Origin of the sequence: Sphingobium terrigena, assembly GCF_003591655.1 — a bacterium.
GTDB classification, from domain to species: domain Bacteria; phylum Pseudomonadota; class Alphaproteobacteria; order Sphingomonadales; family Sphingomonadaceae; genus Sphingobium; species Sphingobium terrigena.
In genome coordinates this window covers 38,337-63,936 of sequence record NZ_QVRA01000023.1, presented here as the reverse complement: position 1 = coordinate 63,936, position 25,600 = coordinate 38,337, and the positions used below count along the sequence as shown (strand labels likewise).

29 protein-coding genes and 1 pseudogene are annotated in these 25,600 nt (G+C 59.5%); 17 read left to right on the top strand and 13 right to left on the bottom strand.

The features are described from left to right. The first annotated feature begins 291 nt into the window (after positions 1 to 291). The gene (locus D0Z70_RS19240) at positions 292 to 588 is read left to right on the top strand and encodes a GNAT family N-acetyltransferase (RefSeq protein WP_119749259.1); all 297 of its coding nucleotides are present in this window, start codon (positions 292 to 294) and stop codon (positions 586 to 588) included. Positions 589 to 664: 76 nt separating this feature from the next. Next, positions 665 to 1,486 carry an exodeoxyribonuclease III gene (xth, locus tag D0Z70_RS19235; RefSeq protein ID WP_119749256.1) on the top strand — a complete coding sequence of 274 codons (822 nt, stop codon included), beginning with the start codon at positions 665 to 667 and terminating at the stop codon, positions 1,484 to 1,486. Here the strand turns inward: xth and D0Z70_RS19230 are convergent. Together D0Z70_RS19230 and trxC are read right to left on the bottom strand one after the other, a co-directional pair. Then, entirely contained in the window at positions 1,456 to 1,785 is a 330-nt protein-coding gene (locus D0Z70_RS19230) for a hypothetical protein (RefSeq protein WP_239019028.1), read from the bottom strand. The genes xth and D0Z70_RS19230 overlap by 31 nt on opposite strands. Then, a complete protein-coding gene (gene trxC / locus D0Z70_RS19225; RefSeq protein WP_119749263.1) occupies positions 1,782 to 2,237 on the bottom strand; it encodes a thioredoxin TrxC in 456 nt (151 codons plus the stop codon). The genes D0Z70_RS19230 and trxC overlap by 4 nt, the downstream gene beginning before the upstream one ends. 202 nt (positions 2,238 to 2,439) lie before the next feature. Here trxC and D0Z70_RS19220 point away from each other — a divergent pair, with 202 nt between their 5' ends. The 4 genes from D0Z70_RS19220 (at position 2,440) to D0Z70_RS19205 (ending at position 4,380) form a co-directional block, all read left to right on the top strand. Continuing rightward, on the top strand, positions 2,440 to 2,715 hold the full coding sequence (locus D0Z70_RS19220; protein ID WP_119749252.1) for an HU family DNA-binding protein: 276 nt from the start codon (positions 2,440 to 2,442) through the stop codon (positions 2,713 to 2,715). A 114-nt stretch (positions 2,716 to 2,829) separates the two neighbouring features. Then, positions 2,830 to 3,492 carry an SOS response-associated peptidase family protein gene (locus D0Z70_RS19215; protein ID WP_119749250.1) on the top strand — a complete coding sequence of 221 codons (663 nt, stop codon included), beginning with the start codon at positions 2,830 to 2,832 and terminating at the stop codon, positions 3,490 to 3,492. A 49-nt stretch (positions 3,493 to 3,541) separates the two neighbouring features. Continuing rightward, complete coding sequence (locus tag D0Z70_RS19210; protein ID WP_119749248.1) at positions 3,542 to 4,192, top strand: SOS response-associated peptidase; 651 nt, start codon at positions 3,542 to 3,544, stop codon at positions 4,190 to 4,192. Beyond that, entirely contained in the window at positions 4,189 to 4,380 is a 192-nt protein-coding gene (locus D0Z70_RS19205) for a DUF6961 family protein (RefSeq protein WP_119749246.1), read from the top strand. Before D0Z70_RS19210 ends, D0Z70_RS19205 begins: the two co-directional genes overlap by 4 nt. 10 nt (positions 4,381 to 4,390) lie before the next feature. Here D0Z70_RS19205 and D0Z70_RS19200 read toward each other — a convergent pair whose 3' ends face one another. Beyond that, the gene (locus tag D0Z70_RS19200) at positions 4,391 to 4,984 is read right to left on the bottom strand and encodes an alpha-ketoglutarate-dependent dioxygenase AlkB (protein WP_119749244.1); all 594 of its coding nucleotides are present in this window, start codon (positions 4,982 to 4,984) and stop codon (positions 4,391 to 4,393) included. A 108-nt stretch (positions 4,985 to 5,092) separates the two neighbouring features. Between D0Z70_RS19200 and D0Z70_RS19195 the strand changes: the two genes are divergently transcribed. Then, positions 5,093 to 6,739: an FAD/NAD(P)-binding protein gene (locus D0Z70_RS19195; protein ID WP_119749242.1), complete on the top strand. Its 1,647-nt coding sequence runs from the start codon at positions 5,093 to 5,095 to the stop codon at positions 6,737 to 6,739. Then, complete coding sequence (locus D0Z70_RS19190; RefSeq protein ID WP_119749240.1) at positions 6,736 to 7,236, top strand: DUF1543 domain-containing protein; 501 nt, start codon at positions 6,736 to 6,738, stop codon at positions 7,234 to 7,236. Before D0Z70_RS19195 ends, D0Z70_RS19190 begins: the two co-directional genes overlap by 4 nt. A gap of 58 nt (positions 7,237 to 7,294) precedes the next feature. On the opposite strand, the gene D0Z70_RS19185 is transcribed toward D0Z70_RS19190, so the two are convergent. Beyond that, the gene (locus D0Z70_RS19185) at positions 7,295 to 7,474 is read right to left on the bottom strand and encodes a hypothetical protein (RefSeq protein WP_119749238.1); all 180 of its coding nucleotides are present in this window, start codon (positions 7,472 to 7,474) and stop codon (positions 7,295 to 7,297) included. A 384-nt stretch (positions 7,475 to 7,858) separates the two neighbouring features. Between D0Z70_RS19185 and D0Z70_RS19180 the strand changes: the two genes are divergently transcribed. The 4 genes from D0Z70_RS19180 to D0Z70_RS19165 all read left to right on the top strand — a co-directional run bounded on the left by D0Z70_RS19180 (position 7,859) and on the right by D0Z70_RS19165 (position 14,924). Further along, positions 7,859 to 10,561 carry a PAS domain S-box protein gene (locus D0Z70_RS19180; protein WP_119749236.1) on the top strand — a complete coding sequence of 901 codons (2,703 nt, stop codon included), beginning with the start codon at positions 7,859 to 7,861 and terminating at the stop codon, positions 10,559 to 10,561. 118 nt (positions 10,562 to 10,679) lie between these two features. Then, a complete protein-coding gene (locus D0Z70_RS19175) occupies positions 10,680 to 10,895 on the top strand; it encodes a hypothetical protein (protein WP_119749234.1) in 216 nt (71 codons plus the stop codon). Positions 10,896 to 10,947: 52 nt separating this feature from the next. Then, complete coding sequence (locus D0Z70_RS19170; RefSeq protein WP_239019027.1) at positions 10,948 to 14,079, top strand: DEAD/DEAH box helicase; 3,132 nt, start codon at positions 10,948 to 10,950, stop codon at positions 14,077 to 14,079. 74 nt (positions 14,080 to 14,153) lie between these two features. After that, complete coding sequence (locus D0Z70_RS19165) at positions 14,154 to 14,924, top strand: SDR family oxidoreductase (protein WP_119749230.1); 771 nt, start codon at positions 14,154 to 14,156, stop codon at positions 14,922 to 14,924. A gap of 7 nt (positions 14,925 to 14,931) precedes the next feature. Here D0Z70_RS19165 and D0Z70_RS19160 read toward each other — a convergent pair whose 3' ends face one another. Genes D0Z70_RS19160 through D0Z70_RS24675 form a run of 4 tightly spaced genes read right to left on the bottom strand, consistent with a single transcriptional unit; the run spans position 14,932 to position 17,226 of the window. Further along, positions 14,932 to 15,801: an inositol monophosphatase family protein gene (locus tag D0Z70_RS19160; protein WP_220475673.1), complete on the bottom strand. Its 870-nt coding sequence runs from the start codon at positions 15,799 to 15,801 to the stop codon at positions 14,932 to 14,934. Then, a complete protein-coding gene (locus tag D0Z70_RS19155) occupies positions 15,782 to 16,672 on the bottom strand; it encodes a diacylglycerol/lipid kinase family protein (protein WP_182914035.1) in 891 nt (296 codons plus the stop codon). The genes D0Z70_RS19160 and D0Z70_RS19155 overlap by 20 nt, the downstream gene beginning before the upstream one ends. 34 nt (positions 16,673 to 16,706) lie before the next feature. Further along, a complete protein-coding gene (locus D0Z70_RS19150; protein WP_119749224.1) occupies positions 16,707 to 16,997 on the bottom strand; it encodes a hypothetical protein in 291 nt (96 codons plus the stop codon). Between the two features lie 13 nt (positions 16,998 to 17,010). Continuing rightward, positions 17,011 to 17,226 carry a hypothetical protein gene (locus D0Z70_RS24675; RefSeq protein WP_147418795.1) on the bottom strand — a complete coding sequence of 72 codons (216 nt, stop codon included), beginning with the start codon at positions 17,224 to 17,226 and terminating at the stop codon, positions 17,011 to 17,013. A 165-nt stretch (positions 17,227 to 17,391) separates the two neighbouring features. On the opposite strand from D0Z70_RS24675, the gene D0Z70_RS19145 reads away from it, so the two are divergent. The 4 genes and pseudogenes from D0Z70_RS19145 (at position 17,392) to D0Z70_RS19130 (ending at position 20,334) form a co-directional block, all read left to right on the top strand. Further along, a complete protein-coding gene (locus D0Z70_RS19145) occupies positions 17,392 to 17,619 on the top strand; it encodes a DUF3072 domain-containing protein (protein WP_119749261.1) in 228 nt (75 codons plus the stop codon). 148 nt (positions 17,620 to 17,767) lie between these two features. After that, positions 17,768 to 18,343: an SRPBCC family protein gene (locus D0Z70_RS19140; RefSeq protein WP_119749222.1), complete on the top strand. Its 576-nt coding sequence runs from the start codon at positions 17,768 to 17,770 to the stop codon at positions 18,341 to 18,343. Beyond that, a pseudogene (locus D0Z70_RS19135) lies at positions 18,343 to 19,534 on the top strand (zinc-dependent alcohol dehydrogenase). The gene D0Z70_RS19140 and the pseudogene D0Z70_RS19135 overlap by 1 nt, the downstream one beginning before the upstream one ends. An 11-nt stretch (positions 19,535 to 19,545) precedes the next feature. Next, complete coding sequence (locus tag D0Z70_RS19130; RefSeq protein ID WP_119749220.1) at positions 19,546 to 20,334, top strand: SDR family NAD(P)-dependent oxidoreductase; 789 nt, start codon at positions 19,546 to 19,548, stop codon at positions 20,332 to 20,334. 486 nt (positions 20,335 to 20,820) lie between these two features. Here D0Z70_RS19130 and D0Z70_RS19125 read toward each other — a convergent pair whose 3' ends face one another. The 4 genes from D0Z70_RS19125 to D0Z70_RS19110 form a co-directional block, all read right to left on the bottom strand. Next, the gene (locus D0Z70_RS19125; protein WP_119749217.1) at positions 20,821 to 21,162 is read right to left on the bottom strand and encodes a helix-turn-helix domain-containing protein; all 342 of its coding nucleotides are present in this window, start codon (positions 21,160 to 21,162) and stop codon (positions 20,821 to 20,823) included. Between the two features lie 6 nt (positions 21,163 to 21,168). After that, a complete protein-coding gene (locus D0Z70_RS19120) occupies positions 21,169 to 22,083 on the bottom strand; it encodes a phytanoyl-CoA dioxygenase family protein (protein ID WP_119749215.1) in 915 nt (304 codons plus the stop codon). Between the two features lie 12 nt (positions 22,084 to 22,095). Next, positions 22,096 to 22,722 (bottom strand): acyl-homoserine-lactone synthase, encoded by a 627-nt coding sequence (locus D0Z70_RS19115; RefSeq protein ID WP_119749213.1) that lies wholly within the window; start codon positions 22,720 to 22,722, stop codon positions 22,096 to 22,098. A 78-nt stretch (positions 22,723 to 22,800) separates the two neighbouring features. After that, positions 22,801 to 23,556: a helix-turn-helix transcriptional regulator gene (locus D0Z70_RS19110; RefSeq protein WP_182914034.1), complete on the bottom strand. Its 756-nt coding sequence runs from the start codon at positions 23,554 to 23,556 to the stop codon at positions 22,801 to 22,803. Between the two features lie 740 nt (positions 23,557 to 24,296). On the opposite strand from D0Z70_RS19110, the gene D0Z70_RS25850 reads away from it, so the two are divergent. Next, a complete protein-coding gene (locus D0Z70_RS25850; protein WP_420820393.1) occupies positions 24,297 to 25,247 on the top strand; it encodes a DUF7146 domain-containing protein in 951 nt (316 codons plus the stop codon). A gap of 50 nt (positions 25,248 to 25,297) precedes the next feature. Here D0Z70_RS25850 and D0Z70_RS19100 read toward each other — a convergent pair whose 3' ends face one another. Further along, the gene (locus tag D0Z70_RS19100; RefSeq protein WP_119749206.1) at positions 25,298 to 25,573 is read right to left on the bottom strand and encodes an HU family DNA-binding protein; all 276 of its coding nucleotides are present in this window, start codon (positions 25,571 to 25,573) and stop codon (positions 25,298 to 25,300) included. Positions 25,574 to 25,600: the final 27 nt, after the last annotated feature.

Below are 25,600 nucleotides of genomic sequence, written 5' to 3'. Positions count from 1 at the left end.
CTCGCGGCGGGACCGAAGTTCAGGGAGGTGCCGCTCCAAAGGGGGGAAGAAGCGACAGAACATGAAATAGCATGTTGCGATGAATGACGGGTGAAGCTGCTGTTCATGAGCGCTGCAGCTCGGTTTTTTCCAGCAAGGCTTGTGGCTGCCACGGCATCGGAACGCAAAAGCCGGGCCACATTCGTCAGCAGACAGCTCTAGCGGAACCGCGCCATTGTCCATCTGTTCGATCTATCGACCGGCTCTGCGAAAATCGCCGATGCATAGACCTGAAAGAAAAAGGAACCGACCATGGCTGAGACACAGGACGTCCGCGATAATGAAGGCGAGAGCCGCTATGAACTCAAGGTCGATGGTGGCACGGCTATTGCGGCCTATGAACGGCGCGATGGCGCATTGATCTTCACGCACACGCAGGTTCCTGAGGCGCTCGAAGGGCAAGGCATTGCCAGCAAGCTGATCGCCGGCGCGTTGGCGGACGTGCGGGAGAAGGGATTGAAGGTCGTGCCGCTATGCGAATTCGTCGCCGGCTATTTTGATCGCCATCCAGAGGAGCAGGATTTGTTGGCGCTCGACGCGCCAGGCTGATCGCAGGGATGTGTGGATCATCCATGACTTATAACCATTCCCATGCCTCTCCCGCGCCAGCTGGGTCAACGCAACGATGAAGATCGCGACCTATAATGTGAACGGGATCAACGGGCCTCTGCCTGTCCTGCTGCGATGGCTGGGCAAAGCCGAGCCCGACATCGTCTGTCTGCAGGAATTGAAGGCGCCAGGGGATAAATTTCCTGAAACAGCGATCCGCGACGCAGGCTATGACGCGGTCTGGCACGGACAAAGCCAGTGGAACGGGGTTGCGATCCTGAGCCGGGTCGGTGAAATTCACGAGACGCGCCGCGGGCTGCCGGGCGATCCGGACGATACGCAAAGCCGCTACATCGAAGCGGCGGTTGCCGGGGTTCTGGTGGCAGGTCTTTATCTACCCAACGGCAATCCACGCCCTGGACCCAAGTTCGACTTCAAATTGCGCTGGTTCGAGCGGCTTCATGATCACCTTGCCTCGCTCGTCGATCTCGATGCGCCGGTTGTGGTCGCCGGGGACTTCAACGTCATGCCAACCGATCTGGATGTTTATGCGCCCGAGCAGTGGCGAGACGATGCGCTCTTCGCGCCGGAGGTGAGGGAAGCCTATCGCCATGTGCTGGAGCAGGGATGGAGCGATGCTCTGCGCGAATTGCACCCCGATGAGACCATCTACACCTTCTGGAAATATTGGCGCGGGGCGTTCGAGCGCAACGCAGGCCTTCGGATCGACCATATTCTGCTCAACGCAAAGGCACGCAGCAGGCTTGAATGGGCGCAGGTCGATACAGCGCCGCGCGGATGGGAAAAGACCAGTGATCATGCCCCGGTCTGGATCGAGCTCAACGACAAGCCGGTGCGCAAAGCCCGTCAGTCAAGAGCGGCAAACCAGTCAGCATAGGGCGTATTGCGCGCCATATGGCGGTTATAGTCAGGTGTGCCGTCGGCCCACCAGACAGGGCCACGCTCGCCAAGTCCGCGTTTGGCAATGTCCACCGCCGCATGGGCTTCACGCTCGGCCGATACATCGCCGTTTTTACGGGCGTCGCGCACGGCTCTACGCGCCTGCATCAAATCCGATACCAGGGCAGCGCGAACGTCTTCGTCCAACGCGGGATTGGCCAGCCGCCACAGGCGGCCGCGCACGACAAAATAACGGCCATCGGGCGTTGCCGGGTGGGTGGCGGGCTCCCGGCTCACGCCGGTCGTGCCGCCTCGCGCGCCCATGCAACGATGGCCTGTTGCGGCATAGCGCCCGATTGCCGCGCAATTTCGCGGCCACCCCGAAACAGGATCATCGTGGGAATGGACCGGATGCCATAGCGACCCGCGATCGCCTGATGCGCCTCGGTATCGAGTTTCCCAAGGCGCATATAGGGTTCAAGTTGTCCGGCCGCGGCGCTGAAGGCGGGGGCCATCTGACGACAGGGACCACACCAGCTCGCCCAGAAATCGACGAGCAGGGGAATATCGGACCGCGCGGCATGCGCGTCGAAATTATCTGCGGTCAGTTTGACGGGCTCCCCAGAGAATAGGGGGCGCTTGCATCGGCCGCAGATTCCGCCCTTGGCCAGCCTTTCGCGGGGCAACCGGTTTGCCGTTGCGCAAGCCCGACATAGGACAATCAGGGCATCATTGGGCGCTGTAGCCATTCTGGTCTCCATCATGCGTCGTCTTGGATGGCATAGATGCCATAGATGGGATCGGGCATCCCGAATGTCAGGCCCCGCAAAGGCAAGCACGGCCTGGGAGGACGATGAAGCCAATAGACTGCCAAAAAGCGATAGCGTCTTGGCTGGACGTTGGCTTGCGCCCTCGTCTATGCCCGCCGTCCAACGACACAGGATATAGCCCATGAACAATACAGATCTCGCGGAGAAGATCGCCGGCGACAACGGCCTTTCGAAGGCGGATGCCCGCAAGCTGGTCGATGCGGTCTTCGCCGCAATCGCTGATGCTACAGCAGCGGGCGAAGAAATTGCCCTCAATGGCTTTGGCAAGTTCAAGGTCAAGGACACGCCAGCGCGCGAAGGTCGCAACCCGTCGACTGGCGCCACTATCCAGATCGCAGCTGCCAAGAAGCTGGGCTTCACGCCCGCCAAGGCGATAAAGGATAAACTGAACGGCTGAAATTTCGCCGGGAAACGTCCGTCCAAGGCGCTTCCCGGCTATCGCCGGTTGACAATATTGTTCGCTTTATGTTCCAATCATCGGATGTCTTTCGAGTCTCCCTAGAAGCGGTCGATGTCCAGATTGCATACGACCCTGGCGAGTGTCGGCGAAGTCGCCATGCATTTCGGTGCGGCGCTGCCGCAAGGGCCTGTCCATTTTGCTCGTGAAACCACCGAGGGCGCTGACGGGCTCGTCGTCTTTGAAAGCCGGGGACGTCGGCTGTTACGGTCGATGGGGTGGGGCTTCCCGCGCCTGACCCGCGAGATGCGCGAACATGGCGACGATCCTCAGCGGCTGGGGCTGGTTGCCGATCTCACCAATCCCATGTGGGAGCATATGGTCGTGGACCCGCGCTATCGCTGCCTTATCGTCCTGACCCATTTCGCCAATCCAGACGGCGCGCCCGGGCATAAGACGAGGACCTGGTTCTCGGTCAAACATGCGCCCGTCATGGCCTGGGCCGGCTTCTGCCGGAACCTGCCTGATTACGGCCCTGTCTATGCGGGCATGACAATGGTGGCGAACGCCGCTGTCATGCCGACCAATGACAGGATGCCGGTTCTTCTTGATCCGCATGACTATGACGCATGGCTGCACGGCGGCATCAGGGACGTCATCGGATTCCAGCATCGCGCGCCCTTTGCTGCTGAGCGCATGGTCGTCGAGCAGACAGAAGATCTCTGGCGCAGCGGAAAATTGCCGGCGAAAGCCCAGCCGCAGCTTGCCTTGCTCTGAACGCCGCGCAACACTTGCAGTCGGGCGGCGCGACTAGGCAGGTGCGACGATGTGTAATCTTTATACCGAGCGACTAAGCGCAGCCGAGGTGGCGGCGCATTTCGGCGTCGAGGCGCCCGACATCGCCGCCATGAATGTGCCGGACGAAGTCTATCCCGGTTATCCCGGCATGGTGGTGCGCGAGGCAGAAGGAAAGCGCGTCCTTCAATCCATGGTCTGGGGTTTTCCGCTGGTCCTGCGCGGCATGAAGCCGGGATCCAAGCCCAAGCCTGTCAATAATATCGCAGACCTGCGCAAACCCATGTGGGTCGGCCTCGCGCGAAAGCCCCAATGGCGTTGCCTCATCCCGCTGACTGCCTTTGCAGAAGCGGAGGGCAAGAAGGGGAGCAAGACCCGCACCTGGTTCCATCTGAAGGATCGACCGGTCTTTGCCTGGGCCGGACTTTGGCGAGAAAGTCAGGAATGGGGCGCGGTCTATTCAGGCGTCATGACCGATTGCAACGAAGCGATCCGCCCGGTGCATGATCGCATGCCTGTGCTCTTGCATGAGGATGAATATGACCGCTGGCTCGGCGGATCGTTCGACGAGGCAATCGCTTTCCAGGATCGCTGCTTCCCCGACGATGTGATCGAGATGACGCGCACCAGCGATCCCTGGAACAAGCTGCGGGCAGCAGCATCTGCGCCGTCGCTGCTGTGAGGGCCGATCTTGAACGTTGGGCTGAAGCGCTGGCGGTCGAGCGGGAGCATGGCGCGAACGCCGGCGACTTCATTGCAGAAAGGGTAAGAACGCTGGCGCTGGCGGGCGATCAGGCAGGCGTGGTGCGATGGCTCGACATTGCGACGCGGCTGGACCAGCTTCTCGATGCGAGCGCCATGGCGCATTGAAGGCTTGCCGCTATCCGAGTCTATTTTGGTTCACCACTTTCTCACAAAGCGTGCGGAAGGTGATCGACCAGCGGGTCTCGTCCATTTCGGCTATGCTATGTTCCCATTGGTACCGCGCTTCGCCTTCAAGATGATAGACCGAGCGCGGCGCAAGCGGAACGGTGATGCGATCGAACCCGTCGGGCTTGCGCCGCCGAAAACGCAAGGGGGCAGACACGCCCAGCGAAATACCAACAACATGGTCGAAGACCGGGCGATCGCGGTGCCAGCCGATGCCTGCGCCAGGATCATATCGAATCAGGAGTGCCTGGGCGAGGTTGGCGGAATCAAGGCCAGCAAAGGCTGCGGCCTTGTCGCGCGCCGTCAGTAGCCAATCAGGCATGGGATCCGTCGGTCCAAAGCGTGCGTGTTCGAAATCATAGCGCCAGCCGAAGGAACTGGTCAGGCGCTTGCCGAGCCAGCCCTGAAAGCGAAATGGTTCAAGCGCAGTCGTGTCGATCCCGGCGATCAACCTCAATTCTTCTTCGCGCGAGATGAGGTCGTCACGATAGGAAAGGCCCGGGATTTTCGGGGGCTCGAACAGGTCGGGAAACAGGCTGGCCATCTACGCTTAGATTGGGAGGCTTGACGCGCAAGGCAATCGCGCAGGTGATTTTTTGATGTGGCGTGCGTCGGGATGGCACCACTCCGGCCCCTAAGCATTCTTTGCCGAATGACCGCATCTATTGCCTTCGTCGGTGCCGGACCGACCACACTTTATACGCTCAAGGCGTTTGTCGAGCAGGCAGCCTGCCCTGCAAGGATCACCATCTTCGAGCAACAGGCGCGCGCCGGTCTCGGAACGCCGTATCGGCCGGGGTGGAACGATCCGGCCATGCTCTCGAACATTGCGAGCGTTGAAATCCCGCCACTGTGCGAGACGCTTCTTTCCTGGCTCAAACGTCAAAGCCGCAAGCGGCTCATAAGTTTGGGAATCGATCCCAAGGATGTTGATGACCGCGCTTTCTACCCGCGTGTTGCCCTGGGGCGATACTTCCTCGACCAGTTCGACATGCTTGTGGGCGACGCGCGTGAGAAAGGGTTCATCGTCGATATTCGAACCGGCCACCGCGTTCTCGACATGTCTGTCCAGGGCAACGGTGTTCAGCTGGATATTGAAGGGGAGGGCGAGGACATAGCCGACAATCGTTTCAACTTCGTCGTCATGGCGACTGGCCATCAGTGGCCGGAGGAACCCGAGGCGCGGCCTGGCTATTTTCTCAGCCCCTGGCCAGCTTCCGCGCTCAAACGGATCAACGCCGTCAATGTTGGCATTCGCGGGAGCTCTCTGACGGCGATCGACGCAGTCGTCGCTCTGGCCACCGCGCATGGCGCATTCATTGACGGTCCGGATGGCAGTGTTGAATATCGGATTGGGGCGGGATCGGAAGGACTTGCGTTGACGATGATGTCGCGCAAGGGGCTGCTGCCTGAAGCCGATTTCTACCATCCGATACCCTATGAGCCGCTAGCCTTTTGTACGCATGAGGCGATCGGAACGCTGATCGAGGCTCAGCCAAAGGATCTTCTTGAGCAGGCCTATGCGCTCTTCAAGAAGGAACTGGCGCACACCGATCCTGCATATGCCGATCATGTCAGGTTGGCCGATCTGGCTTTGGAAGATTTCGCGGAGCGCTTCTTCGCCGACCGCGCGGACGCTGATCCGTTTGAATGGGCCGCCACGAATCTGCGGGAGGCGCAGGCAAATTTCGACCAAGAAATCACCGTGCCCTGGCGCTACGCGATCCTGCGGATGCACGAGGTGCTGGCGCTGATTATCCCGCATCTTGACGAAGGCGCGCTGGAATCGTTCGGCAAGCATTTAAAGCCTGCCTTCGTCGACGAATATGCGAGCGTTCCCCATCTCTCCATACAGCGGCTCCTAGCTCTTCATCGAGCCGGCCACCTTGATGTGATCGCCCTTGGAAACGATTATCGCGTGGAAACGCACGGCGCAGAACGCGGCGTCAATGTCGTCATCAACGGCAAGCGGCGCCACTATAATGTGTTCATCGATGCAACGGGCCAACGCCCGCTTGAAGCCGACGATTTCCCATTCCCTACGCTTCTTGAACAAGGCATCGTTATGGACGCACAAGATGCAGACGAGGGCGCGACCAAAGGTATCTCGGTGGATGAGGCTTTCCACCCGGCATCGCCCGATCCGCGTGCGCGCCGAGTATATTGTCTGAGCCTTCCCTTCATCCTGGGACGTCATCCATTTGTACAAGGGATCACCAGTTCGCATGAGATGGGCGGCATCGTGGGCCAGGACCTCGCGCGCATGATCGCAGTACCCATGCAGGCTGACGCGGCATGAAGCTGTTTGCGATCTACATTGGAGGTGAGCATCCTGCGGCTCACATAGAAATTCATGATGTACGGTTCATAGTGGCACCATCCTTGAAGGCGACGCATGATGCGCTTCGCCGTCAGTGGTGGGGCGCGCCCGGCACGCTCCATATCGACTGCTGGGCAGAGATCGACCATGCGGACGGTTATGACGTTCAGCTGCGGCCGGAGCCATATAAGGGGCGCGAACGACTGTTTTTCGTAAATCTGGGTGGTTACGATCCGGCTGACTTCGCCGAACAGCATCGCAACATGTTCGTTGTCGCTGAGAATGTGACCCAGGCCAAGGCACGCGCGATGGCTACCCTCCCTGCGTGGAAGGAAGGCCATCGCGACGATCTATACGAGGCTGAAAAGGCGTTTGCTCTTCATGAGGTCATTGGCGAAAAACTTCACATCCACTTGGTAGCCACCGAAACGGCGCGACCACCGAAATTTGCCTGCCGTTACACTCCGCTAAAGTAAGGGAAAACGAAAACGCCGCCCTGTGAAGGGCGGCGTATTGTTCGGCAGAAATCAAATATTACTTTGCGCCGGTGCCTGGCTCAGAAGTCTTGGGCGCTTTGCCATCTTCCACGCGTCCTTCATTGCGCAGATCGCGCCCTTCCTGTGCCTTCTTCTGGCTTTCGGCGGACTTGCCATGCTCGAACGCCTCTTCCTTGACGTAGCCGGCTGCTTCTTTTGCTTTTCCTTCGATGCTCATCAGTCTCTCCTATATGACACTGCATTTATAACGAGCCGAGTTAGTCCAGTGTTCCCTTGATTGATTGGAACGTGACACGCTGGGATTTTAGATTAAATTTTCCGAGATGATCTGGAGAAAGACCGCTGTTTTGGGCAAGCCTGTCCTTACCGCCCTGAGTCACAGCGCAAACGCTGCGACGGAACCGAGGGCTATTAAAAACATTACGGCTTCGCCGTAATGCTGACCAAACGGTTTTAAGGGGGGGATGTGACAAACGACTGGCCTGACGTTTTCCCTGGCGATTCCCAAATGAGTGCTATCATGCGAGCGCATGATTGGAAGGCATCGAACTTAGGTCCGCCTGATCGATGGCCCGAAGAACTCAAGGCGTCGCTACGGCTCATGCTCCTGTCTCGGTTTGAGATGTGGCTTGGCTGGGGAGAAGACCTCAACTTCTTCTACAATGACGCCTATATTCCCACCTTAGGGTCCAAACATCCCACAGCGCTGGGTCGGCCCATGTCACAGGTATGGAAGGAGGTCTTTGAAGACGTCAAGGATCGCATCGTCTCGGTCATGCGAGATGGCGTTGCGACCTGGGACGAACAGTTGCTTCTGCTCCTCGAACGCAACGGCTATCCCGAAGAGACGTATCACACATTTTCTTACAGTCCTGTGATGGGTAGCGGCGGCGCTGTCGAAGGCCTGATGTGCGTCGTTCGCGAGGAGACCGACAGGGTCATCAGCGAACGGCGCATCAAGCAATTGAATGATCTGGCCGCCGCGTTGCTCCGATCGAAAAGTCGGTCTGACGTGATCGACGCAGTGCAAGGCCATTTTGGCAGCGAGAGCCGGGACTTTCCGTTCGCGAACCTACAACTGTTCGACCTGCCTGAAAGCCTTGATCCCGGCACTGGAGATGCTACGGGTTGGCCAGTTGCTGCGATTCAAAGAGGCGAAAAACAGGCCGTGGAAGCGCTGGGTGGCGCTTTTTCGAGGTTGCCGACCGGACCGTGGGAGATGCCGCCGCGTGATGCGTTGATCGTAGCTGTCGAGCAGCCCGGCGAAGCGCAAGCCGTCGGTGCACTTGTCCTGGGATTGAATCCCTACCGCCTGCTCGACGAAGCAACTCGTGATTTCGCCAACCTTATGGCCGCGCAGATAGCGGGGGCGCTTGCCACCATCGATGCCGTATCCGCCCAGCGACGGGACCGCGATCGGCTGTGGTCGCTTAGTCAGGACCTGATGCTGGTTTGCGACTTTGATGGCGTCATTCGCTTGGTGAACCCATCCGCGACGCGGCTCCTGGGGTGGCAAGAGGATGAGATGGTTGGACAGGTCCTGGCCGATTTCGTCCATCCCGACGATTTATCTGCCACAGCCAAGGAAGTCGAAAAGCTGGCTCAGGGCGTTACGACCCTTTTGTTCGAGAACCGCTATCGCTGCCAGGACGGCAGCTATCGATTGCTCGACTGGAACGCTGTGCCGGACGCGGGCCGCATCCACGCCGTGGCGCGCGATATAACCCGGGAGCGCCAACTCGCTCGCGACCGGGAGCGGATTTGGGCGCTCTCTCCGATCGTCAAAGTGGTGGCGACGACCAAAGGCATTATCAATGCCGTCAATCCATCCTGGACGAAGACGCTGGGGTGGAGCGAAGCTGATACGGTCGGCCGCAATATTTTGGAGTTTGTAGCGCAGGAGCAAGAAGCCGCGCAGCAGCGGTTGGCGAGACTCTCCGAATCCAACGCTGCTGTCGTCGAGTCACAAAGCGTCTTTCGCGCAAAGGATGGCAGCCACCGACACTTCGCCTGGACCACCGTTCCAGAAGCCGGGATGCTCTATCTATTCGGCCGCGATATCACCGCGGAGACCGAAGCGGCCGATGCCCTTATCGCCACAGAGGAGGCTTTGCGCCAAAGCCAGAAGATGGAGGCTGTAGGGCAGTTGACCGGTGGCATCGCCCACGATTTCAACAATCTGCTGGCAGGGGTTCTTGGCAACCTGGAATTGCTGGAACTGCGCATTTCCCAGGGTCGCCTAGAGGCGATCGGTCGCCATCTCGAAACCGCGCAGGGCGCGGCAAAGCGGGCTGCCGCGTTGACGCAGCGACTGCTTGCCTTTTCCCGGCGACAGACATTGGATCCCACAGCCGTCAATATAAACCGGCTAGTTTCTGGCTTGGAAGACCTCATACGCAGGACCGTCGGGCCCTCCATAGAGATCGAAGTGGTTGGATCGGGCGGTTTGTGGATGACGTTGGTTGATCGCTACCAGCTTGAAAATGCGCTTTTGAACCTTTGCATCAATGCGCGAGACGCGATGCCGGATGGCGGACGCTTGACGATCGAAACAGCCAATAAGTGGCTAGACAACCGCATGGCCCGCGAGCGCGAGCTACCCCCTGGTCAATATGTGTCGCTATGCGTGAGCGACACCGGAACGGGCATGACGCCCGACGTGATCACCCGCGCTTTTGATCCGTTCTTCACGACCAAGCCGCTGGGCGAAGGCACCGGTCTTGGTCTCTCAATGATCTATGGCTTCGTGCGGCAATCGGGAGGGCAGGTAAGGATTTATTCGGAGGTCGGCGCAGGCACGACCATGTGCCTCTACCTTCCAAGGCATATGGGACCGGTAACTGAGATGGAGCAGGAGTTGCGACCGACGCAGCTTGATGCTGGGGGGCATGGGGAGACCGTGCTGGTCATTGATGACGAGGCCTCCGTTCGCTCGCTCATCGTCGATGTCCTTACTGACGGGGGATATCACGTCATTGAAGCTGCGGATGGTCCCAGCGGTCTAAAGGTGCTTGAATCTGATCTGCGCATCGACCTTCTCATCACGGATGTGGGGTTGCCCGGCGGAATGAATGGCCGTCAGGTCGCAGACGCCGGCCGAGTGGGACGCCCCAAACTCAAGATTTTGTTCATCACTGGCTATGCGGAAAATGCCGTCATCGGCAACGGACTGCTGGAGCATGATATGCACGTGATCACCAAACCCTTCGGAATTGAGGACATCGTCGGCAAGGTTCGTGAGATGATCGACGAAGGTGACAGATATGGCCAAAAAAAGCAGCCGAGCAGCAACCGGCCAATCTGATCCTTAAGCGGCCGCCTCAGCGCGCGTCTTGCGGCTTTTCATTTTTGAACCGGACTTTTGCCGTTGGCGGAACCCGCGACATCATCGCGCCGTTAGCTGCCCACCTGTAGGAGAGCACATGGTGGAAGAAAAGAGAAAAGGCCAGGAACCGGAAGCGGATCAATGGCCAGCAGCGACGGGCGGCGTCTATGAGCAGGCCGCGCCGGCATCAAACGCTCCCCCATCCGAAAAAGAACGGACGATGATCGCGACCGCGCGTGTGCGCGCAGATCGCGACCGGGCGGAATTGCGCGCGACAGGGCATGGCTATCATCAGGGCGAAGAAGACTTTTGAGCTGGTTTACTGTCGGGCCTGACCAGGTCGATTTTTGCGCCTTGGTGGGCAAATGAGCGTTTCCCACGGAATTGGCGAGACCGCACTCATGCTGCTCGACGCCCTGGACGCGGGCGATCTGCTTTATCTGGCCGATGACGAGCAGGACGCCGAAGCGGTAGCCAGTGCGCTCATGTCCTTGGTGCCTGACAATGTCGTCTTTCTGCCGTCGAGTGACACCTTGCCCGGTGACGGCGCGCCAGCGTCCCCTTCCAACATCGGGAAACGCGTCGCCGCCTTGCGACATCTGCGGCGGCTTGCAGAGGAGTCCAAGCGCCGTCCTCTTGCAACCATTATGAGCGGCGAAGGGGCCGCGCGGCTTTATGCGGACCCCTCCGCCTTCGACGCCGCGCCCCCTAGCTTGCAGGTTGGCGAACCGATCGATCCCATCCAGTTCGCCGCTGAAATGGAACGGCTTGGTTATATCGCCGACGATCATGTCGATGAACCAGGCGAGGTGGCGGTGCGCGGCGAGGTCATCGACATCTTTCCGGCCGATGCCGGGCTGCCGGCGCGGATCGATATCGCCGATGGGCGCGTCGTCGGCATCCGGCGATATGATCCAATCACGCAGCGTACGCAGGCGCCGTGCGAGATGCTGGAGATTGGTCGCGCGGCCGAACCAGAGTCGGAGCGGAAAGTCACGATATTAGCCCACTTGCGGCCAGGGCGACTTTACGTCTCGGCAAAGGCCGAACAACGCCGCGCGCGTTTCATTCGCCTGGCCACCGAAGCCGCCGGCAATTCAGGTTCGGCGATCGATGCCGCATCCCAGTCACTATGGGCGAAGGATCTTGCCGCCTGGCGTTCCGGCGATCCGGCGGATTTCGATGTGTCGCCCATTCCCCGCTTTGTGGAGCAGCGCTCACCCCTATCGGCGCTGAAGCGCTTTGCGACACCGCATTTGCAGGACGGTAAGCGTCTGCTTCTGGTTGGCAGCGAGCGGGATGTCCGTTTTCTCCGGCCTAAGATCGCAAAGAGGTTCAAGTCTACGGTTGAAGCAATCGAAGCGATCGCGGCAATCGATGAACTTGCGCAGGGAGCGATTGCCGCGATGGTTGCGCCGATCGACCGGGGCGCTGTTGGCAGTAAGCTCGTAATGATTGCGGCTGCCGATCTCCTGGGTAGCCGGGCGCTTATAGTCGCAGTGCAGGACAGCGTTGCCGCAGGGCTTGCCCAGGCGGGCGGCGACATTCGTGCGGGCGATCTGGTCGTGCATGAGGATCATGGCGTCGCGCGCGTGCTGGGCCTTGAGTCGGCTCCTGGCGATGGCGACGCAGAACTGATTGCGCTTGAATATGCCAATGGCGCCCGGCGGCTCGTTCCGTGCCAGGAGGCCGGCTTGCTATGGCGTTATGGCGCCGATGGCGATGCGGTGCGGCTCGACAAGCTGGACGGATCAACCTGGGAAAAGCGGCGCGGGGCGATTGACGAGGCGGTGGCCCAAAGCGCGCACGATCTTCTTCGATTGGCGCGGGAAAGGGCCAAGGTCAAAGCCGCGATCATCGAACCCGATAGCGCCGCTTACGAACGATTTGTGGCCAGCTTCCCTTTCAACGAAACGGCCGATCAGGCCCGTGCGATCCAGGCGGTACGGGACGACCTAGCCAGCAGACGGCCGATGGATCGCCTGGTTATCGGTGATGTCGGCTATGGCAAGACGGAGGTCGCCCTGCGGGCCGCCGCGCTTGCCGCCCTTGCAGGCTATCAAGTCATCTTGGCCGCGCCCACGACGGTTCTCGTTCGGCAACATATCGAAACGTTCCAGCGACGCTTTGCCGATACGGGCGTGGTCGTCGCTGGCCTGTCGCGTCTGTCGAGTGCGGCGGAGAAGAAGGCGGCGAAGGCCGGGCTGGCGGACGGGTCCATCGGTATCGTCATCGGCACGGCTGCGGTGATGGCGAAGGATATACGCTATGCCCAATTGGGGCTTGTCATCATCGACGAAGAACAGCGCTTCGGCGCGGCCGATAAGGCACGGCTGCGGGGACGCACCGACCTTCATCTGCTGGCGATGAGCGCGACGCCCATCCCCCGGACGTTGCACCGCGCCATGATCGGCCTGCAACAGATGTCGGTGATCGCAACGCCGCCCGCCCGTCGCCAGCCGATCCGGACGAGCCTTGCCAGCCCCGACGATGCGATGATCAGGACGGCGCTTCTGCGTGAACGGTCGCGTGGGGGACAAAGTTTTGTCGTCGTGCCCCGTATCGAAGATCTCGCGCCCCTGGCCGAACGGCTGGCGCGGATCGTGCCGGACCTCGCGCTGATTGAAGCGCATGGCAAGATGCCGGTAGCCGCCATCGACGACGCCATGGTCCGCTTTGGCGGTGGCGAAGGCGATGTCCTGCTCGCGACCAACATCATCGAGGCGGGGTTGGACGTGCCGCGCGCCAACACGATGATTGTCTGGCGCGCCGACCGCTTCGGCCTTGCCCAGCTTCATCAGTTGCGCGGGCGGGTGGGCCGCGGCAATCGCCGGGGTCAGGTCATTTTGCTGACCGAAGCGGGAGAGATTGCCGAACGTACGATGAAGCGGCTGCGCACGCTGGCGACCTATGACCGGCTGGGTGCGGGCTTTGCGATCAGTGCAGCCGATCTCGATCAACGCGGCGCTGGCGATCCTCTGGCCGACACGCAGGCCGGACATATGAAGCTGATCGGCATCGACCTCTACCAACATCTGTTCGAAGCGGCTTTGAAAGAGGCGCGGGGCGAAGATGCCGGACTGTGGACGCCCGAACTCAATCTAGGCAGCGCGGGCGGCTTGCCATCGGACTGGATACCCGACCCCGACATCCGCCTGGGTCTCTATGTCAGGCTTTCGCGGCTTGTCGATGAGGCTGGGCTCAACGCTTTGGAGGAGGAACTGGCGGATAGATTTGGTCCGCTGCCCCCCGCCGCCGAATGTCTGATCGATGCCAACAGAATTGCTATTCTCGCGCGGGCGGCCGGGATGGCACGCGTCGATGCAGGCCCGGCCGCGATAGCGCTGACGCCGCGCGAAACGGGTCGCGACATGAGCCAATGTGCAGGGCTTTCCGAAAAAGACGGCCGCTGGCTTTTGAAGGTGCAGACCGACGAGGCTGATCGGCTCGCAAGGGTGACCGACCTGCTCGAAAGCATTGGCGCTTTGCGGAACTAACGCTTGGACGTTGCGTCGATCAACCTGACGTGCGGCGCTGGAATTTTTCGGGCCATCGAGAGGGCGTACACAATATGAAGATTGCGGTCGTTACAGGCGGTGCTCAGGGCATCGGCAAAGGCATCACCCAGGCCCTGTTGACGCAGGGCTGGAGGGTGGCGGTGCTGGACCAGGACGCCGAGGCGGTTCGCGATCTTTCCGATGAGTTGCCGACTGCCAAGCTGATCACGATCCGTGCTGACGTCGCTAGTGAGCGCGACGTCGAAAAGGCGTTCGATAAGATTACGGCATGGCAAAAGACGACGGGACAGGCGGAAGGTATGGATCTGCTCGTCTCCAATGCGGGCCTTGCCACGCCGATCAGCGGTCCGGTCGAAAAACTGGAACTTAAAAAATGGCAGGCATGGCAGGACAGCCATGTGACCGGTGCGTTCCTGATGGTGCGCGCTGCTGTGCCGCTCCTGCGTCAGCGCAAGGGAGCGATCGTTATCATGGCATCGACACGGGCGATCCAGTCAGAACCCGATACGGAGGCCTATGCTGCGGCCAAGGGTGCGCTATGCGCCATGACCCATGCACTGGCGATCAGCCTTGGCCCCGACATCCGCGTCAACGCCGTTTTGCCCGGCTGGATTGAAACCTGCCCCTGGGCAAAAGCACAGGTGCGCGAAGCGGTGGAACATCGCGCTATTGACCGGGAACAGCATCCGGTGGGCCGGGTCGGCGAACCGTCCGACATCGCGGCTACCGTCCTGTTTCTGGCGTCAGAAGGTGCGGGCTTCATCACGGGCCAGCAGATCACTGTCGATGGCGGCATGACCCGAAAAATGATCTACGCGCATTGACGGATCGCTATATCCGGCGGCTTCGATCTTGTGCGTCAGCGCGCTGGATGTCGGTCATGCGGGCGGCATCCTCAGGCGTCCCAAGGATCAATGGACGACGCCATTGCGCCATCTGCGCCAATTGGTCGCCAAAGCTGGCGAATGGCGACCAATTTCCATCTTCCTTCTGAAACACCGAAGCGCCAGATGCGTGCGCAAGGGCTATGCCCCCGGCGACATCCCAGATGTTGGGTGTCGCGAACCTGGCGACTTGTAGCAGGCCTGCGGCCACGAACGCACATTCGATCGCAGCCGATCCTGTCTTGCGCCCATCCCATGGCCCGACGCCAGACTGGCCGTGCGGATCACCCGCGAGCCGTTTGCGAACGGCAGGGTTTGGCAAGCGCGACACTGGCTCGCCTTCAAACCGCAATCCTGCGGTGCCACCGCAATGATACACGCCGGGCGTCAACAGATGACTGGTGCTGCACCATAAGGCGCCCACGACCGGAACGCCTCGGTACAGGACGCCGACGGATGACGCGAATAGCGGGAAGCCGTTGATGAAGTTGCTTGTCCCATCGATCGGATCAACCGCCCAGACAAAATCGCTGCCCAGTCCCGCCTGGACAGCCATTTCTTCGCCGATGATGCCATGGTCGGGGAAATGATCTGCCAGATGGCTGCGGATCATCGCTTCGACCCGGCTGTCGACTTCGCTTACCGGATCGCGCATCAAGGCAATGGCGTTATCATCCCCCTTATATTGCACGGCCATAAGGCTGCCCAGCGTAGCCAGGATTTCCCGGCCGCCGATCGTGGCGAGTTCCACCGCAACAGCTTCCATGCGGGCAAGTAAATCCGGTGTTGGCATCGGCTCAGCAACTGTCATCGTCATGTCCCGTCATACTGCCAGGCACCAATATCGTCACCGGCTCGTCATCCAGCCGTATTTCGACCGTCCATGTGTCGTCAGGCATGTCGATGGGGCGATCGTCGATCCGGGGGCACAGCCCCCTGGCCTGAAGCGTGACGACGCAGCCTGTTTCCAGGCGGGCCGGTGGCGGGCCGGAGAAATGTTCGGCCCATCTCACCATGGCGTCGCGATCGGACTCGCCCACCAGCAGGATGTCGAGCAGCTTATCCTGCGTGTCCGCCCTTGGCGCGAACGGGAGCCGTGGGCCGATCGCGCCGATGTTGAGAATTTCTACAAGCAGCCATGGCCCGTCGAAATGGCGTCCATCGATATCAACGACGCACGCGATCGGTTTAGCCTTGCGCAACGTCTCCCGAAATGCCGCGCGGCCGTTTTCGCGCTTCTCCTCCGGGGTGTCGGGCGATTCATCGACAAGTTCGATGGATTGATTGAGCGCGCCAATACCTACCGCTTCCAGAAAGCCTTTCCGCCCGAACGGCCCCGTCACGCTGCCTACGGTCAGCTTCTTTTCGCGCGCACTGTGGAGGCCATCAATGACAGCACCCACCGACTGGCGGATGCCCAGCGCCCTTGCTACATTATTGGATCCACCCATCGGGAGGATGGCAATGGGTACAGACCGGTCGGGTATCTCGGTAGCGACCGAAGCTACGGTTCCATCGCCGCCCGCAGCGATCGCCATCTCCATGCCGATCATTCCGGATCGAATATCGTCCCGGCCATGTTCGCAATAGTGGATGGCAAAGCCAGCCTCTTCCAATTGACCAATGCGTGACCGCATCGGCTCGGGCTTTGTTCCGGCATTGGGATTATGGATGAGCAGCGCCTTCACCAGACCAGCCCATATCGTGCCGTTGGCGCGGGTCTCATATTTCAGCTCCGAACTCTTCCAGCGCGGCTGTTACAACCTCGACTTTCGCTTCATCCTGCAAATCGATCGAGACCGTGATCCCACCAGCAAGGGGAACATCATCCCTTTCGGCCTGATCGACCGTCTCGTTATCAGCGCCTCCAATGAGGTTGCCTGCACTGTTTTCCGTGCCCGAGGCAGCCACGAAAATATCGGTTCGTTCGATTCCGATTTCCTGGACCAGCCGTTCCACAGCCATGTCCGCCTGTTCCCGGCTATCAAAGGTGCCTGCCAACGTCGTGCTCATGGTGATCCTTTCATCAGGGCCTGGAATCGGCGCGATCGGCTTCTGGATAATCGTCTGGTTTAACCGTGCCGACGGTGGGGCGATCCTCGACATCCTCCTGCGACTTGCCGCCGCGTGTGCGGGGATCGGGATCATCCTCATTGGGTTGGACGTCGCCGACAGACCCGCGACTGGGCATCTCGTCCGATTGACCCTGTCCAGGGTCGAGACCATTCTCGTTTCCAGGCATCAGCTTGATCCTTCCCTTCCATAACCCAATAGCCGGAGGCTATCCCCGGCCTTGGTATGAAGCGCCGATCGAGCGATCGGTTGCATTCCTTCTCCGACCGTAGTGCAGGAACCACATGCTACGTGGACGGTTGTGTCGGAACATATCAAGAACAATGAGGCTGTCATGACCGACCATTTCCATAATCCCAAACTCGACGAGCACCCGGCTTCGAACGCTGAGAAAGATCCAGCAGATTGGGTGTCGGGCAACGAACCCATCACTGGCGCGCAGGCGTCCTATCTAGCGACCTTATGCGAAGAAGTGGGTGTGGAACTGCCAACCGGAGACCTAACGAAAGCAGATGCATCGCGGCAGATCGATGAGATGAAAGCGAAGCTTGGGCGGGAGTGAGGGCACAAACTAATTTCGATCAGCTAGATTTTCCGACAGGCTATTGGACCCATCCGACATCCAGGCGTTGTCCGCTCATACCGAAAGGCAGCCTCCGAACGATCGGACTGCTCCGCGCGGACCTCATAAGAATAGCTGGAGAAAATCCATGACGATGGCGACAGACGATGCCCCACCGACGACATCGAAATTGAACGAAGAGCGCGCGAGCGCAATCGCGGCCGTGACGCTACCCAAGGGTGACGACCTGATCGGGCGCGCGGTCACGATCAACCGCCCTCGCGACGAACTCTTCGCCTATTGGCGCGATTTTTCCAATCTGCCCTCTTTCATGGATAATGTCGAACGCATCGACATCCTGTCCGCCACGACATCGCATTGGGTGGTGAAGGCGCCGGCTGGACGCACTGTGGAATGGGACGCGAAAATTACGGAGGAAAAGGCCGGCGAATTGATCGCCTGGACCTCTGGCGAAGGCTCCGATGTCCCCAATAGCGGCCGCATCGAATTTCGCGATGCAGGCGCGCGTGGCACCATCGTTACGGCAACCATCGCCTATGATCCGCCCGCGGGCATGGTGGGCAAGGTGATCGCCAAGCTCTTCCAGCGAGAACCCGCCATGCAGGCACGGCGCGACCTGCGCCGTTTCAAACAATTGATGGAAACCGGCGAGGTCGCGACCGCGGCTTGGACCCAAAAGCAACGTGACGAGGAGAAAGCCTGATGCGCGCGCTCACATGGCACGGCAAGCATGACGTCCGCGTCGATACCGTCGATGATCCCGAAATCCTCAACCCGCGCGATGCGATCATCAGGATCACGTCGACGGCGATCTGCGGGTCCGACCTGCATCTGTACGACGGCTATATCCCGACCATGCAGGCCGGCGACATATTAGGCCATGAATTCATGGGCGAAGTGGTCGAAACCGGTCCCGGGTCCACCTTGCAAAAGGGACAGAGGGTCGTAGTGCCCTTCACCATTGCCTGCGGCAGCTGCTATCATTGCGGCAAGCATCAATATTCCGCCTGTGACAATGGCAACCCGGCTGACAATCAGGACATCGGCCAGGAAATGTACGGCCAGCCGATGTCGGGTCTGTTCGGCTACAGCCATCTGACCGGCGGCTATGCAGGCGGCCAGGCCGAATATGTCCGCGTGCCGTTCAGCGACGTGGGGCCGATTGTGGTGCCTGATGGACTGGACGATGACGAAGTGCTGTTCCTGTCGGACATCCTCCCCACTGGTTGGCAGGCGGCGGAAAATGCGGACATCGAACCGGGTGATACGGTGGCTGTGTGGGGCTGCGGTCCGGTCGGGCTGTTTGCGGTCCAGTCCGCTTTCCTGATGGGCGCTCATCGGGTCATCGCGATCGACCATTTTCCACACCGCTTGGAACTGGCGAAAAAATTTCGGTGCTGAGACGATCAATTTCGAGGAATCCAAGACCTACGAAGCCTTGATGGAGATGACTGGCGGCATTGGGCCGGATGCAGTGATCGACGCGGTTGGCCTGGAAGCCCATGGCTTCTTTGTTGATAATGTGGTCGATCAGATCAAGGCGTCGCTGTTTCTGGGCACCGATCGCACCCATTCGATCCGGCAGGCAATTCATGCCTGTCGCAAGGGCGGGCGCGTATCGATGCCAGCCGTCTATGGTGGCTTCGTGGACAAGTTTCCTTTGGGTGCCTTCATGGAGAAGGGGCTGACCCTCAAGACCGGCCAGACAAGTGTGCAGCATTATATGCCCGCCCTGCTCAATGCCATTCTGGAGGGCAAAATCGATACGACCTTCCTGATATCGCGTCGCATGGGCCTGGAGGATGCGCCCAGGGGCTACAAGATGTTCCACGACAACCAGAATGAAGTGACCAAGATCGTGCTGAAGCCCGGTCTTGCCGTCGCCGTGCGATAGGAGAGACAGACATGGCCAATAAATTCACGATCGTCACCGGCGCCTCCACCGGCATCGGCTTTGAACTTGCCTACATCGCCGCGGAAAACGGGTATGACCTGCTGGTCGTGGCCGACGAACCGCTGATCGATGCCGCTGCGCAGGATTTCAAGCAGCATGGCGTCGAAGTTATTGCGGTCGAGGCCGATCTTTCAACCCTGCAAGGCGTTGATACACTCCTCGCCGCGGCCAATGGTCGGCAGGTCGATCTGCTATGCGCCAACGCCGGCCGCGGGCTGGGTCACGGCTTTCTCGACCAGGAGGTGAGCGACTGGCGGCGGGTGGTGGATACGAACATCACAGGCACGCTGTATCTGCTGCAAAAGGTCCTGAAGGCAATGGTGGCGCGTGACGACGGCAAGGTGCTGATCACCGGATCGATCGCGGGCTTCATTCCAGGCAGCTTTCAGGCGGTCTATAATGGTAGCAAGGCCTTCGTTGACAGCTTCGCCGATGCGATCCGTAACGAGATCAAGGACAGCAAGGGCGTCACCGTCACGACCCTGATGCCCGGGCCGGTCGAAACGGAATTTTTCGATCGCGCAGACATGCTCGATACCAGCGTCGGATCATCCGACAGCAAGAGCGATCCAGCCGACGTCGCGCGCGATGGCTGGGATGCGCTGATGAAGGGCGAGGCGCATATCGTGTCCGGGTGGAAGAACAAGGTACAGGCGGCCGTTGCGCATGTGACGCCTGCAGCAGTGTTGGCGGAACGGCATCGCAAGATGGCGGAACCGGGGTCGGCCGACGAAGGCTAGAAGACCCTGTGCAAACCTATCGGTTTTGCTCGGTAGACGACCGGCATGAGAAGCTGCGCTCCCTCTTCCGCCCAAGGAAATCGATCTACCACATCATCAATTCGCCATGATGAATAAGCGGAATTAAATAGGGGCTGATTATACCTATCAGTGCTCTAATGCCGCTTTCGAGGAGGTCTGTTAGTACAGCGCAAATGGATGGTGCCCGCGAACGCCGATGGGGTCCGCCTGAGCCGACCTTCACCGCATCGAAACGACGTATTTTGGTCGGCGTCTATCAGCGGGTCTGCGGCGATTAGAGTCGAAATTCGGTCGCTCGCAAACGGACGCCTTAAATTATTTAGAGCCACACCGTGCCCAACGGAGGAAACTGACACTGAAATCCATTGTCCGGGCGTCGGCAGTATGCTCGAATAAGGCGATGCAATGTTCGCCATTATCGTGATTGCCGCGGTAGCTCAGGCCGTACGACGATTCTGCAGGAACTCATGCGAGCAGCAGCGTCGCAAGACTGTCCATCACCTTGTCCATTTTCGCTCTCGTCCGGTCCGACAAGCGGATGAAACTCCGCCTGCGATCACGAGGATCGGAGATTCGCTCTAGCAGGCCGTCATCGACCATTTCGACGGTCCTGCGATAGCCGGTCGTTTCTGATCGACCCGAATTGCGCGAAAATTGCCTGAACACTTCCTCCATGTCTTGCTGCTCGATCATGTAGAGATCGAGCAGCATCATCCATTCCGACCACTGATATCGGTCGAGACCCAATTCGCGTTCAGTGATCCGCGGCTGCTCGATCAGCGCATTGCAAATACGACGGCGCGCCACGACGCATTACCCGTCATCACCCGGCTGGCTGGCCGTGTTTGGTGAAAGACGGCCCGCCCGATAGTCCGCGATCAACTGCTCCTGTTCGGGATGGAGAATATCAATCGCGCCTTGCGCTGCATCGGCATTATCACTGAGCAGGAGGGACGGACAGCGCCCCTCATAGGTACCAAGATTTGGCCGATGCGCCTGATAGCCTGCAAGTGACATGAGGGACCGGGGGAGCGAACGGGCGATTTCGGGGGGATAGGCGAGCCACGGCAGTTCATAAGGCTTGAGCCAGCCGAGGCTGTAGCTGATGATCATCCCCCGGCGGGCGTCGAGCGATCTGTTAGCGCCGCCAGCATGCAAGGTCGATCCGAGGAATACCAGCGCGTCGCCAGGGATCATCTCCGCCGCGACGGCTTCCTCCAGCGGCATGACGATTTCATCCTGTCGTCGGTGGCTGCCGGGCCAGATCAAGGTCGCGCCATTCTCCGCCCGATAGGAAGTGAAGGGCCACATCACGTTGATCATATATTCCACACCAGCAGAACGAACCGGCCACATCTCCTGATCGCGATGAGGCGGCTGTGGGAGACCGCCCGGCTCTATCTCGATCGCCTGGGTGAGATTGATCTGGATCGTGTCGCACCATGGCTTGAGAAAGGTTTCGACGATCGCGACAACCAGTGGATCGAGCGCGAAGCGGCCGATATGGCGCGATCGACGAAGGAGCCCGTGAAATCGCCGCGTCTTCTCGCCATAAAATGGACCCGTGGAATGGGGCGTTGATTGGAAATCCGATGCGAGGTCGTTCGCCAGCCTCTCAACCAGGAGGGGCGGGACAGCACCGCGAATGATGCAGTAGCCGTGTGCATCAAGTTGTGTGCAGCATGAGTGCGTATCCGGCGCCAGCCGGTCGATAGCGATGATAGTCATAAATTATCTCCTTCACGCGGCAGCGCGGCCATCAGCGTGGGCATGGACGATGCGCATGGGCACATATGTGCCTGCTGTCCGCAATTTGTCGGGCGTATCGCTGTCGATTTCGATAACCAGAGCCCCGGTGTTCAAGCCAGCAATCTCTCTGGGAAGTCCGAGCGGCCGGCAGTCCCATCCAAGCGACAGGATCTGGCTCAGCCAGCCGGAATCCGCGATGCATGTGAACCGATCAATTCCCCGCAACAATGCAAACTCGACGACTGCCGTCGTCACGGCGTTGCGAACCTGCAGCCGACGCGCTGCCCTGTTGCGTGGCGACAGGCAGGCGCGACTGAGCTCGAAAACGTTTTCGCCGACAGGGATCGCGCCGTCGCACAGTTCGGGAAAGATACTCCCGAGGACATGCGGTCGCCTGCTGGGCAGCAACCGAATCGAGCCTTCATGTTCGCCCTTCTCGTTTGTGGCGACCACATAAATGGCATGTTCGTCGTCGAACTGGTCTATCTCGTAGGCGCCGTCGACGACCGGCACGTCCCAGCCCAGCAGATCGACGAAAATCTTTTTCCGGTCGCGATACATTCCATCAAGTATGGGCAGGCCGTTGGCCCACTGCGCGCCTTCGAAAATCTGGATCATGATGATGCTCCCTTGGTGGCGGAGAAGGCATCATCGGTGCGATGGACAATAACGGCCTATGACCCAAACTGGGTATTGCTATTGCTTTCGCAGCATTTCGGGAAAGCTCGCAATGCCGTCATACAGCACCCGGGCAATCAGATTGCACCGCTGGATGTTGCCATACGCCCTAAAAACCAATTTGCAGTGCTGGTGCGCCGTCTCGCGGGATATTCCCAGGATCATGCCCATTTCCGCATAGGTCTTGCCTTGACCCATAAGCAATATGACTTCGCGCTGCCTATCGGTGAACTGCGGGGGAGGCTCCAGCCCAAGTCCCGCCGCTGTTCGCGCCAGACGCCGAATGGCTTCGAACGCATGAGACGCAGCGAAGAAGGCCGCAGGCAAAACGTTGTGAGCGATGGTGCCCGAGGTCGGAGTGGCGAACGTACAACTTCCTGAATATTCGCCAGGGAGATGAACTGGGATCGTATAACCGGACTGGAAATTGCGTAACGCGCCGCGTTCGAGAATATGGCGATGCCGCTCATTCAATCGATTCAACAGGTGCGACTCCGGCCAGGCAAAGCCTGCATGTCGCCCGTTGCAAAGGAAGTGAATGGGGTCGTCCATGAAGTACCGCTCATGAAAGACTTCATTCAGCCAGCCCGACGAATAGTTTGAAATGCCAAAGGACGCGATCGGTGGATTGAGCAGGTCGACGTGGTGGCCAATGGCAAAATATTTGAAACCGAGAAAATATGTGAGGTGATCAAAGGTCTCATATATGCCCTGTTCGTCCTTCGCATCATAGAATGCCTGAATGATCGACTGGAATTCCTGGCTCTGTATCATGATTGTCTCCTTCATAGCGACGGATGCCATCACTCGAACCGTTGGCGACGGCTCGACAGAATCCACGCTTGAAAATTCTATCAAGAATGCATCGCAACGGAAAATTTCTGTGCCGGTTCAATCCGTAAGTCAGCTTGGTTCGCAAGTGCGAAAGGATCGAGCGGACTGGAGGGGAGGCTGAGGGGGGAAATGGAACCTGTCCGGTGACAGCATGACTTTATCAAAGGCCTGGCATGCCCTCCCGCTTCAAAAGCAAATTGGCTCATACGCCATGTATGCGCATCTCCGCTGCGCTCCGCGCGGCAAGGCAAGTGCGGAAGGACGCGCAATGCTTGCGTAGAATTATCCGTATGGAGCCTCCTGCGATCCGGCCAGTCCTTGAACTCTATTTTGTTCAGAGAATGGCTGTTGACGATATCGCCGCCCAACTTTGCATAGCCCCCGGAAAAGTGCGCCGACACATATTGCAAGCAGCGCGGCGCTTCGATGAAAAACAGTCTTCATAGTTGCAGTTACCAAACAATCTCCTGGAGCTCAAACCTGGCGGGAACGCCGTCACAGCTGCCGTCCAGGCTCTGGCCGAATGGCTATTTTAGCATTTCGCATGGTTCCGCATCTTCGGGCGGTGCAGCGCCGATGCGACGTGGGGCAGATAATTCTTAAGTTGCTTTGGCGAAAAAGCGGGTCGTGCGCAGCGACAGCTACGCACTCTGCAAGTGCATCGATGAAGTCCAACGACAATGTGCGGTGGCGCGTGGACATGTTGCCGAACTCGAACATGGATCACGCATAATCCGTCAGGCGAGACTGTTATGATAAAATCTTTTGAACTGGAATTTGAGGGCGAAGCCCTTTGCCGAAAGCTAGGCGGAACATGGCAAAAGGATCGTGGTCTGTGCCTATGTCCGGCCCATGATGACCATAATCCCAGCCTGTCTATCCGTGTTGGCAGAAGCGCGCTGCTGTTCAAATGCTTTGCCGGTTGCGACACGAGAGACGTTCTGCGAGCAATCCGGCATTTACGCCTGCCTTTTGCGGACCGGCACATTTCCGATTTGTCGCGCAACGTGCCCTCGCCTCACGCGGGTGCAGGGCCAGCCCTACGCATATGGAACGCATCCGCATCCCTCGTGGGCACGCCTGCGCAAAGCTACCTGTCTGGGCGCCTGCTCACGCCACCCTGGCATGATCTGCGCTATAATTTACGCACGCCGCTGGGACGAGGCAGCCGCGCGCTGTTCCGGCCCGCCATGATTGCCGCCGTACGGGAGAGACGACGGCTCGTCGCCATCCACCGCACCTTTATTGATGCCGCAACCGCCACCAAAGCAAAGGATCTGGCCGATCCCCGCATGATGCTCGGACGTCCGGGGCGCGGCGCGGTACAACTCATGCCTCCCGCTTCGGTGCTCGGCCTCGCCGAAGGCATCGAGACCGCGCTGGCGGCGATGCAACTGCACAAGATCCCGGTATGGGCAGTCCTCGGAACAGAACGGGCCGGACATATCCTGCTACCCGACTGGCTCGAACGCCTCGTTCTGCTGTTCGACCGGGATGAGGCTGGATGGAAAGCGAACAAAAGTGCGCGCCTTGCCTATGAGCGCCCAGGCCTTGAGATCATCAACGCATGGCCGCCGTCGCCCAATAATGATTGGGCGGATGTGCTGGAAGGGCAGTCACGCGCTGCCTGATAACAGGTTCCGCTGCCCTGCACCTGTCGGCAGCAGGGCCGCGATTTCGATCAGCCGTTCAGGCGATCCTTGATCGCCTTGGCGGGCGTGAACGTCAGCTTCTTCGACGCCTTGATGGAGATGGTTTCGCCGGTGGCCGGATTGCGGCCCTCGCGCGCTGCAACGTCCTTAACCTTGAACTTGCCGAACCCGTTCAGCGAAATCTCGTCGCCTTTGGCCGCCGCGTCGGCAATGACCCCAAACAGGGCGTCAACGAGTTTGCGTGCGTCAGCCTTGGTCAGTCCATGATCGGCGCTGAGCGCTTCAGCCAGCTCGGAATTGTTCATAAAACGTCCTCCTGAAATTATGCAGCT

What these genes read in the sequence shown, in the direction of transcription:
- D0Z70_RS24675 (WP_147418795.1), bottom strand. Translation starts at nt 17,226, where the DNA reads ATGCCTGGAAACGAGAATGGTCTCGACCCTGGACAGGGTCAATCGGAC.
- D0Z70_RS19210 (WP_119749248.1), top strand. Translation starts at nt 3,542, where the DNA reads ATGTGTAATCTTTATACCGAGCGACTAAGCGCAGCCGAGGTGGCGGCG.
- D0Z70_RS19115 (WP_119749213.1), bottom strand. Translation starts at nt 22,722, where the DNA reads ATGATCCAGATTTTCGAAGGCGCGCAGTGGGCCAACGGCCTGCCCATA.
- D0Z70_RS19100 (WP_119749206.1), bottom strand. Translation starts at nt 25,573, where the DNA reads ATGAACAATTCCGAGCTGGCTGAAGCGCTCAGCGCCGATCATGGACTG.
- D0Z70_RS19110 (WP_182914034.1), bottom strand. Translation starts at nt 23,556, where the DNA reads ATGATACAGAGCCAGGAATTCCAGTCGATCATTCAGGCATTCTATGAT.
- D0Z70_RS19195 (WP_119749242.1), top strand. Translation starts at nt 5,093, where the DNA reads ATGACCGCATCTATTGCCTTCGTCGGTGCCGGACCGACCACACTTTAT.
- D0Z70_RS19170 (WP_239019027.1), top strand. Translation starts at nt 10,948, where the DNA reads ATGAGCGTTTCCCACGGAATTGGCGAGACCGCACTCATGCTGCTCGAC.
- xth (WP_119749256.1), top strand. Translation starts at nt 665, where the DNA reads ATGAAGATCGCGACCTATAATGTGAACGGGATCAACGGGCCTCTGCCT.
- D0Z70_RS25850 (WP_420820393.1), top strand. Translation starts at nt 24,297, where the DNA reads ATGTGCGGTGGCGCGTGGACATGTTGCCGAACTCGAACATGGATCACG.
- D0Z70_RS19160 (WP_220475673.1), bottom strand. Translation starts at nt 15,801, where the DNA reads ATGACGATGACAGTTGCTGAGCCGATGCCAACACCGGATTTACTTGCC.
- D0Z70_RS19220 (WP_119749252.1), top strand. Translation starts at nt 2,440, where the DNA reads ATGAACAATACAGATCTCGCGGAGAAGATCGCCGGCGACAACGGCCTT.
- D0Z70_RS19140 (WP_119749222.1), top strand. Translation starts at nt 17,768, where the DNA reads ATGACGATGGCGACAGACGATGCCCCACCGACGACATCGAAATTGAAC.
- D0Z70_RS19240 (WP_119749259.1), top strand. Translation starts at nt 292, where the DNA reads ATGGCTGAGACACAGGACGTCCGCGATAATGAAGGCGAGAGCCGCTAT.
- D0Z70_RS19120 (WP_119749215.1), bottom strand. Translation starts at nt 22,083, where the DNA reads ATGACTATCATCGCTATCGACCGGCTGGCGCCGGATACGCACTCATGC.
- D0Z70_RS19150 (WP_119749224.1), bottom strand. Translation starts at nt 16,997, where the DNA reads ATGAGCACGACGTTGGCAGGCACCTTTGATAGCCGGGAACAGGCGGAC.
- D0Z70_RS19215 (WP_119749250.1), top strand. Translation starts at nt 2,830, where the DNA reads ATGTCCAGATTGCATACGACCCTGGCGAGTGTCGGCGAAGTCGCCATG.
- D0Z70_RS19175 (WP_119749234.1), top strand. Translation starts at nt 10,680, where the DNA reads ATGGTGGAAGAAAAGAGAAAAGGCCAGGAACCGGAAGCGGATCAATGG.
- D0Z70_RS19165 (WP_119749230.1), top strand. Translation starts at nt 14,154, where the DNA reads ATGAAGATTGCGGTCGTTACAGGCGGTGCTCAGGGCATCGGCAAAGGC.
- D0Z70_RS19185 (WP_119749238.1), bottom strand. Translation starts at nt 7,474, where the DNA reads ATGAGCATCGAAGGAAAAGCAAAAGAAGCAGCCGGCTACGTCAAGGAA.
- D0Z70_RS19200 (WP_119749244.1), bottom strand. Translation starts at nt 4,984, where the DNA reads ATGGCCAGCCTGTTTCCCGACCTGTTCGAGCCCCCGAAAATCCCGGGC.
- D0Z70_RS19145 (WP_119749261.1), top strand. Translation starts at nt 17,392, where the DNA reads ATGACCGACCATTTCCATAATCCCAAACTCGACGAGCACCCGGCTTCG.
- D0Z70_RS19180 (WP_119749236.1), top strand. Translation starts at nt 7,859, where the DNA reads ATGCTCCTGTCTCGGTTTGAGATGTGGCTTGGCTGGGGAGAAGACCTC.
- D0Z70_RS19190 (WP_119749240.1), top strand. Translation starts at nt 6,736, where the DNA reads ATGAAGCTGTTTGCGATCTACATTGGAGGTGAGCATCCTGCGGCTCAC.
- trxC (WP_119749263.1), bottom strand. Translation starts at nt 2,237, where the DNA reads ATGGCTACAGCGCCCAATGATGCCCTGATTGTCCTATGTCGGGCTTGC.
- D0Z70_RS19130 (WP_119749220.1), top strand. Translation starts at nt 19,546, where the DNA reads ATGGCCAATAAATTCACGATCGTCACCGGCGCCTCCACCGGCATCGGC.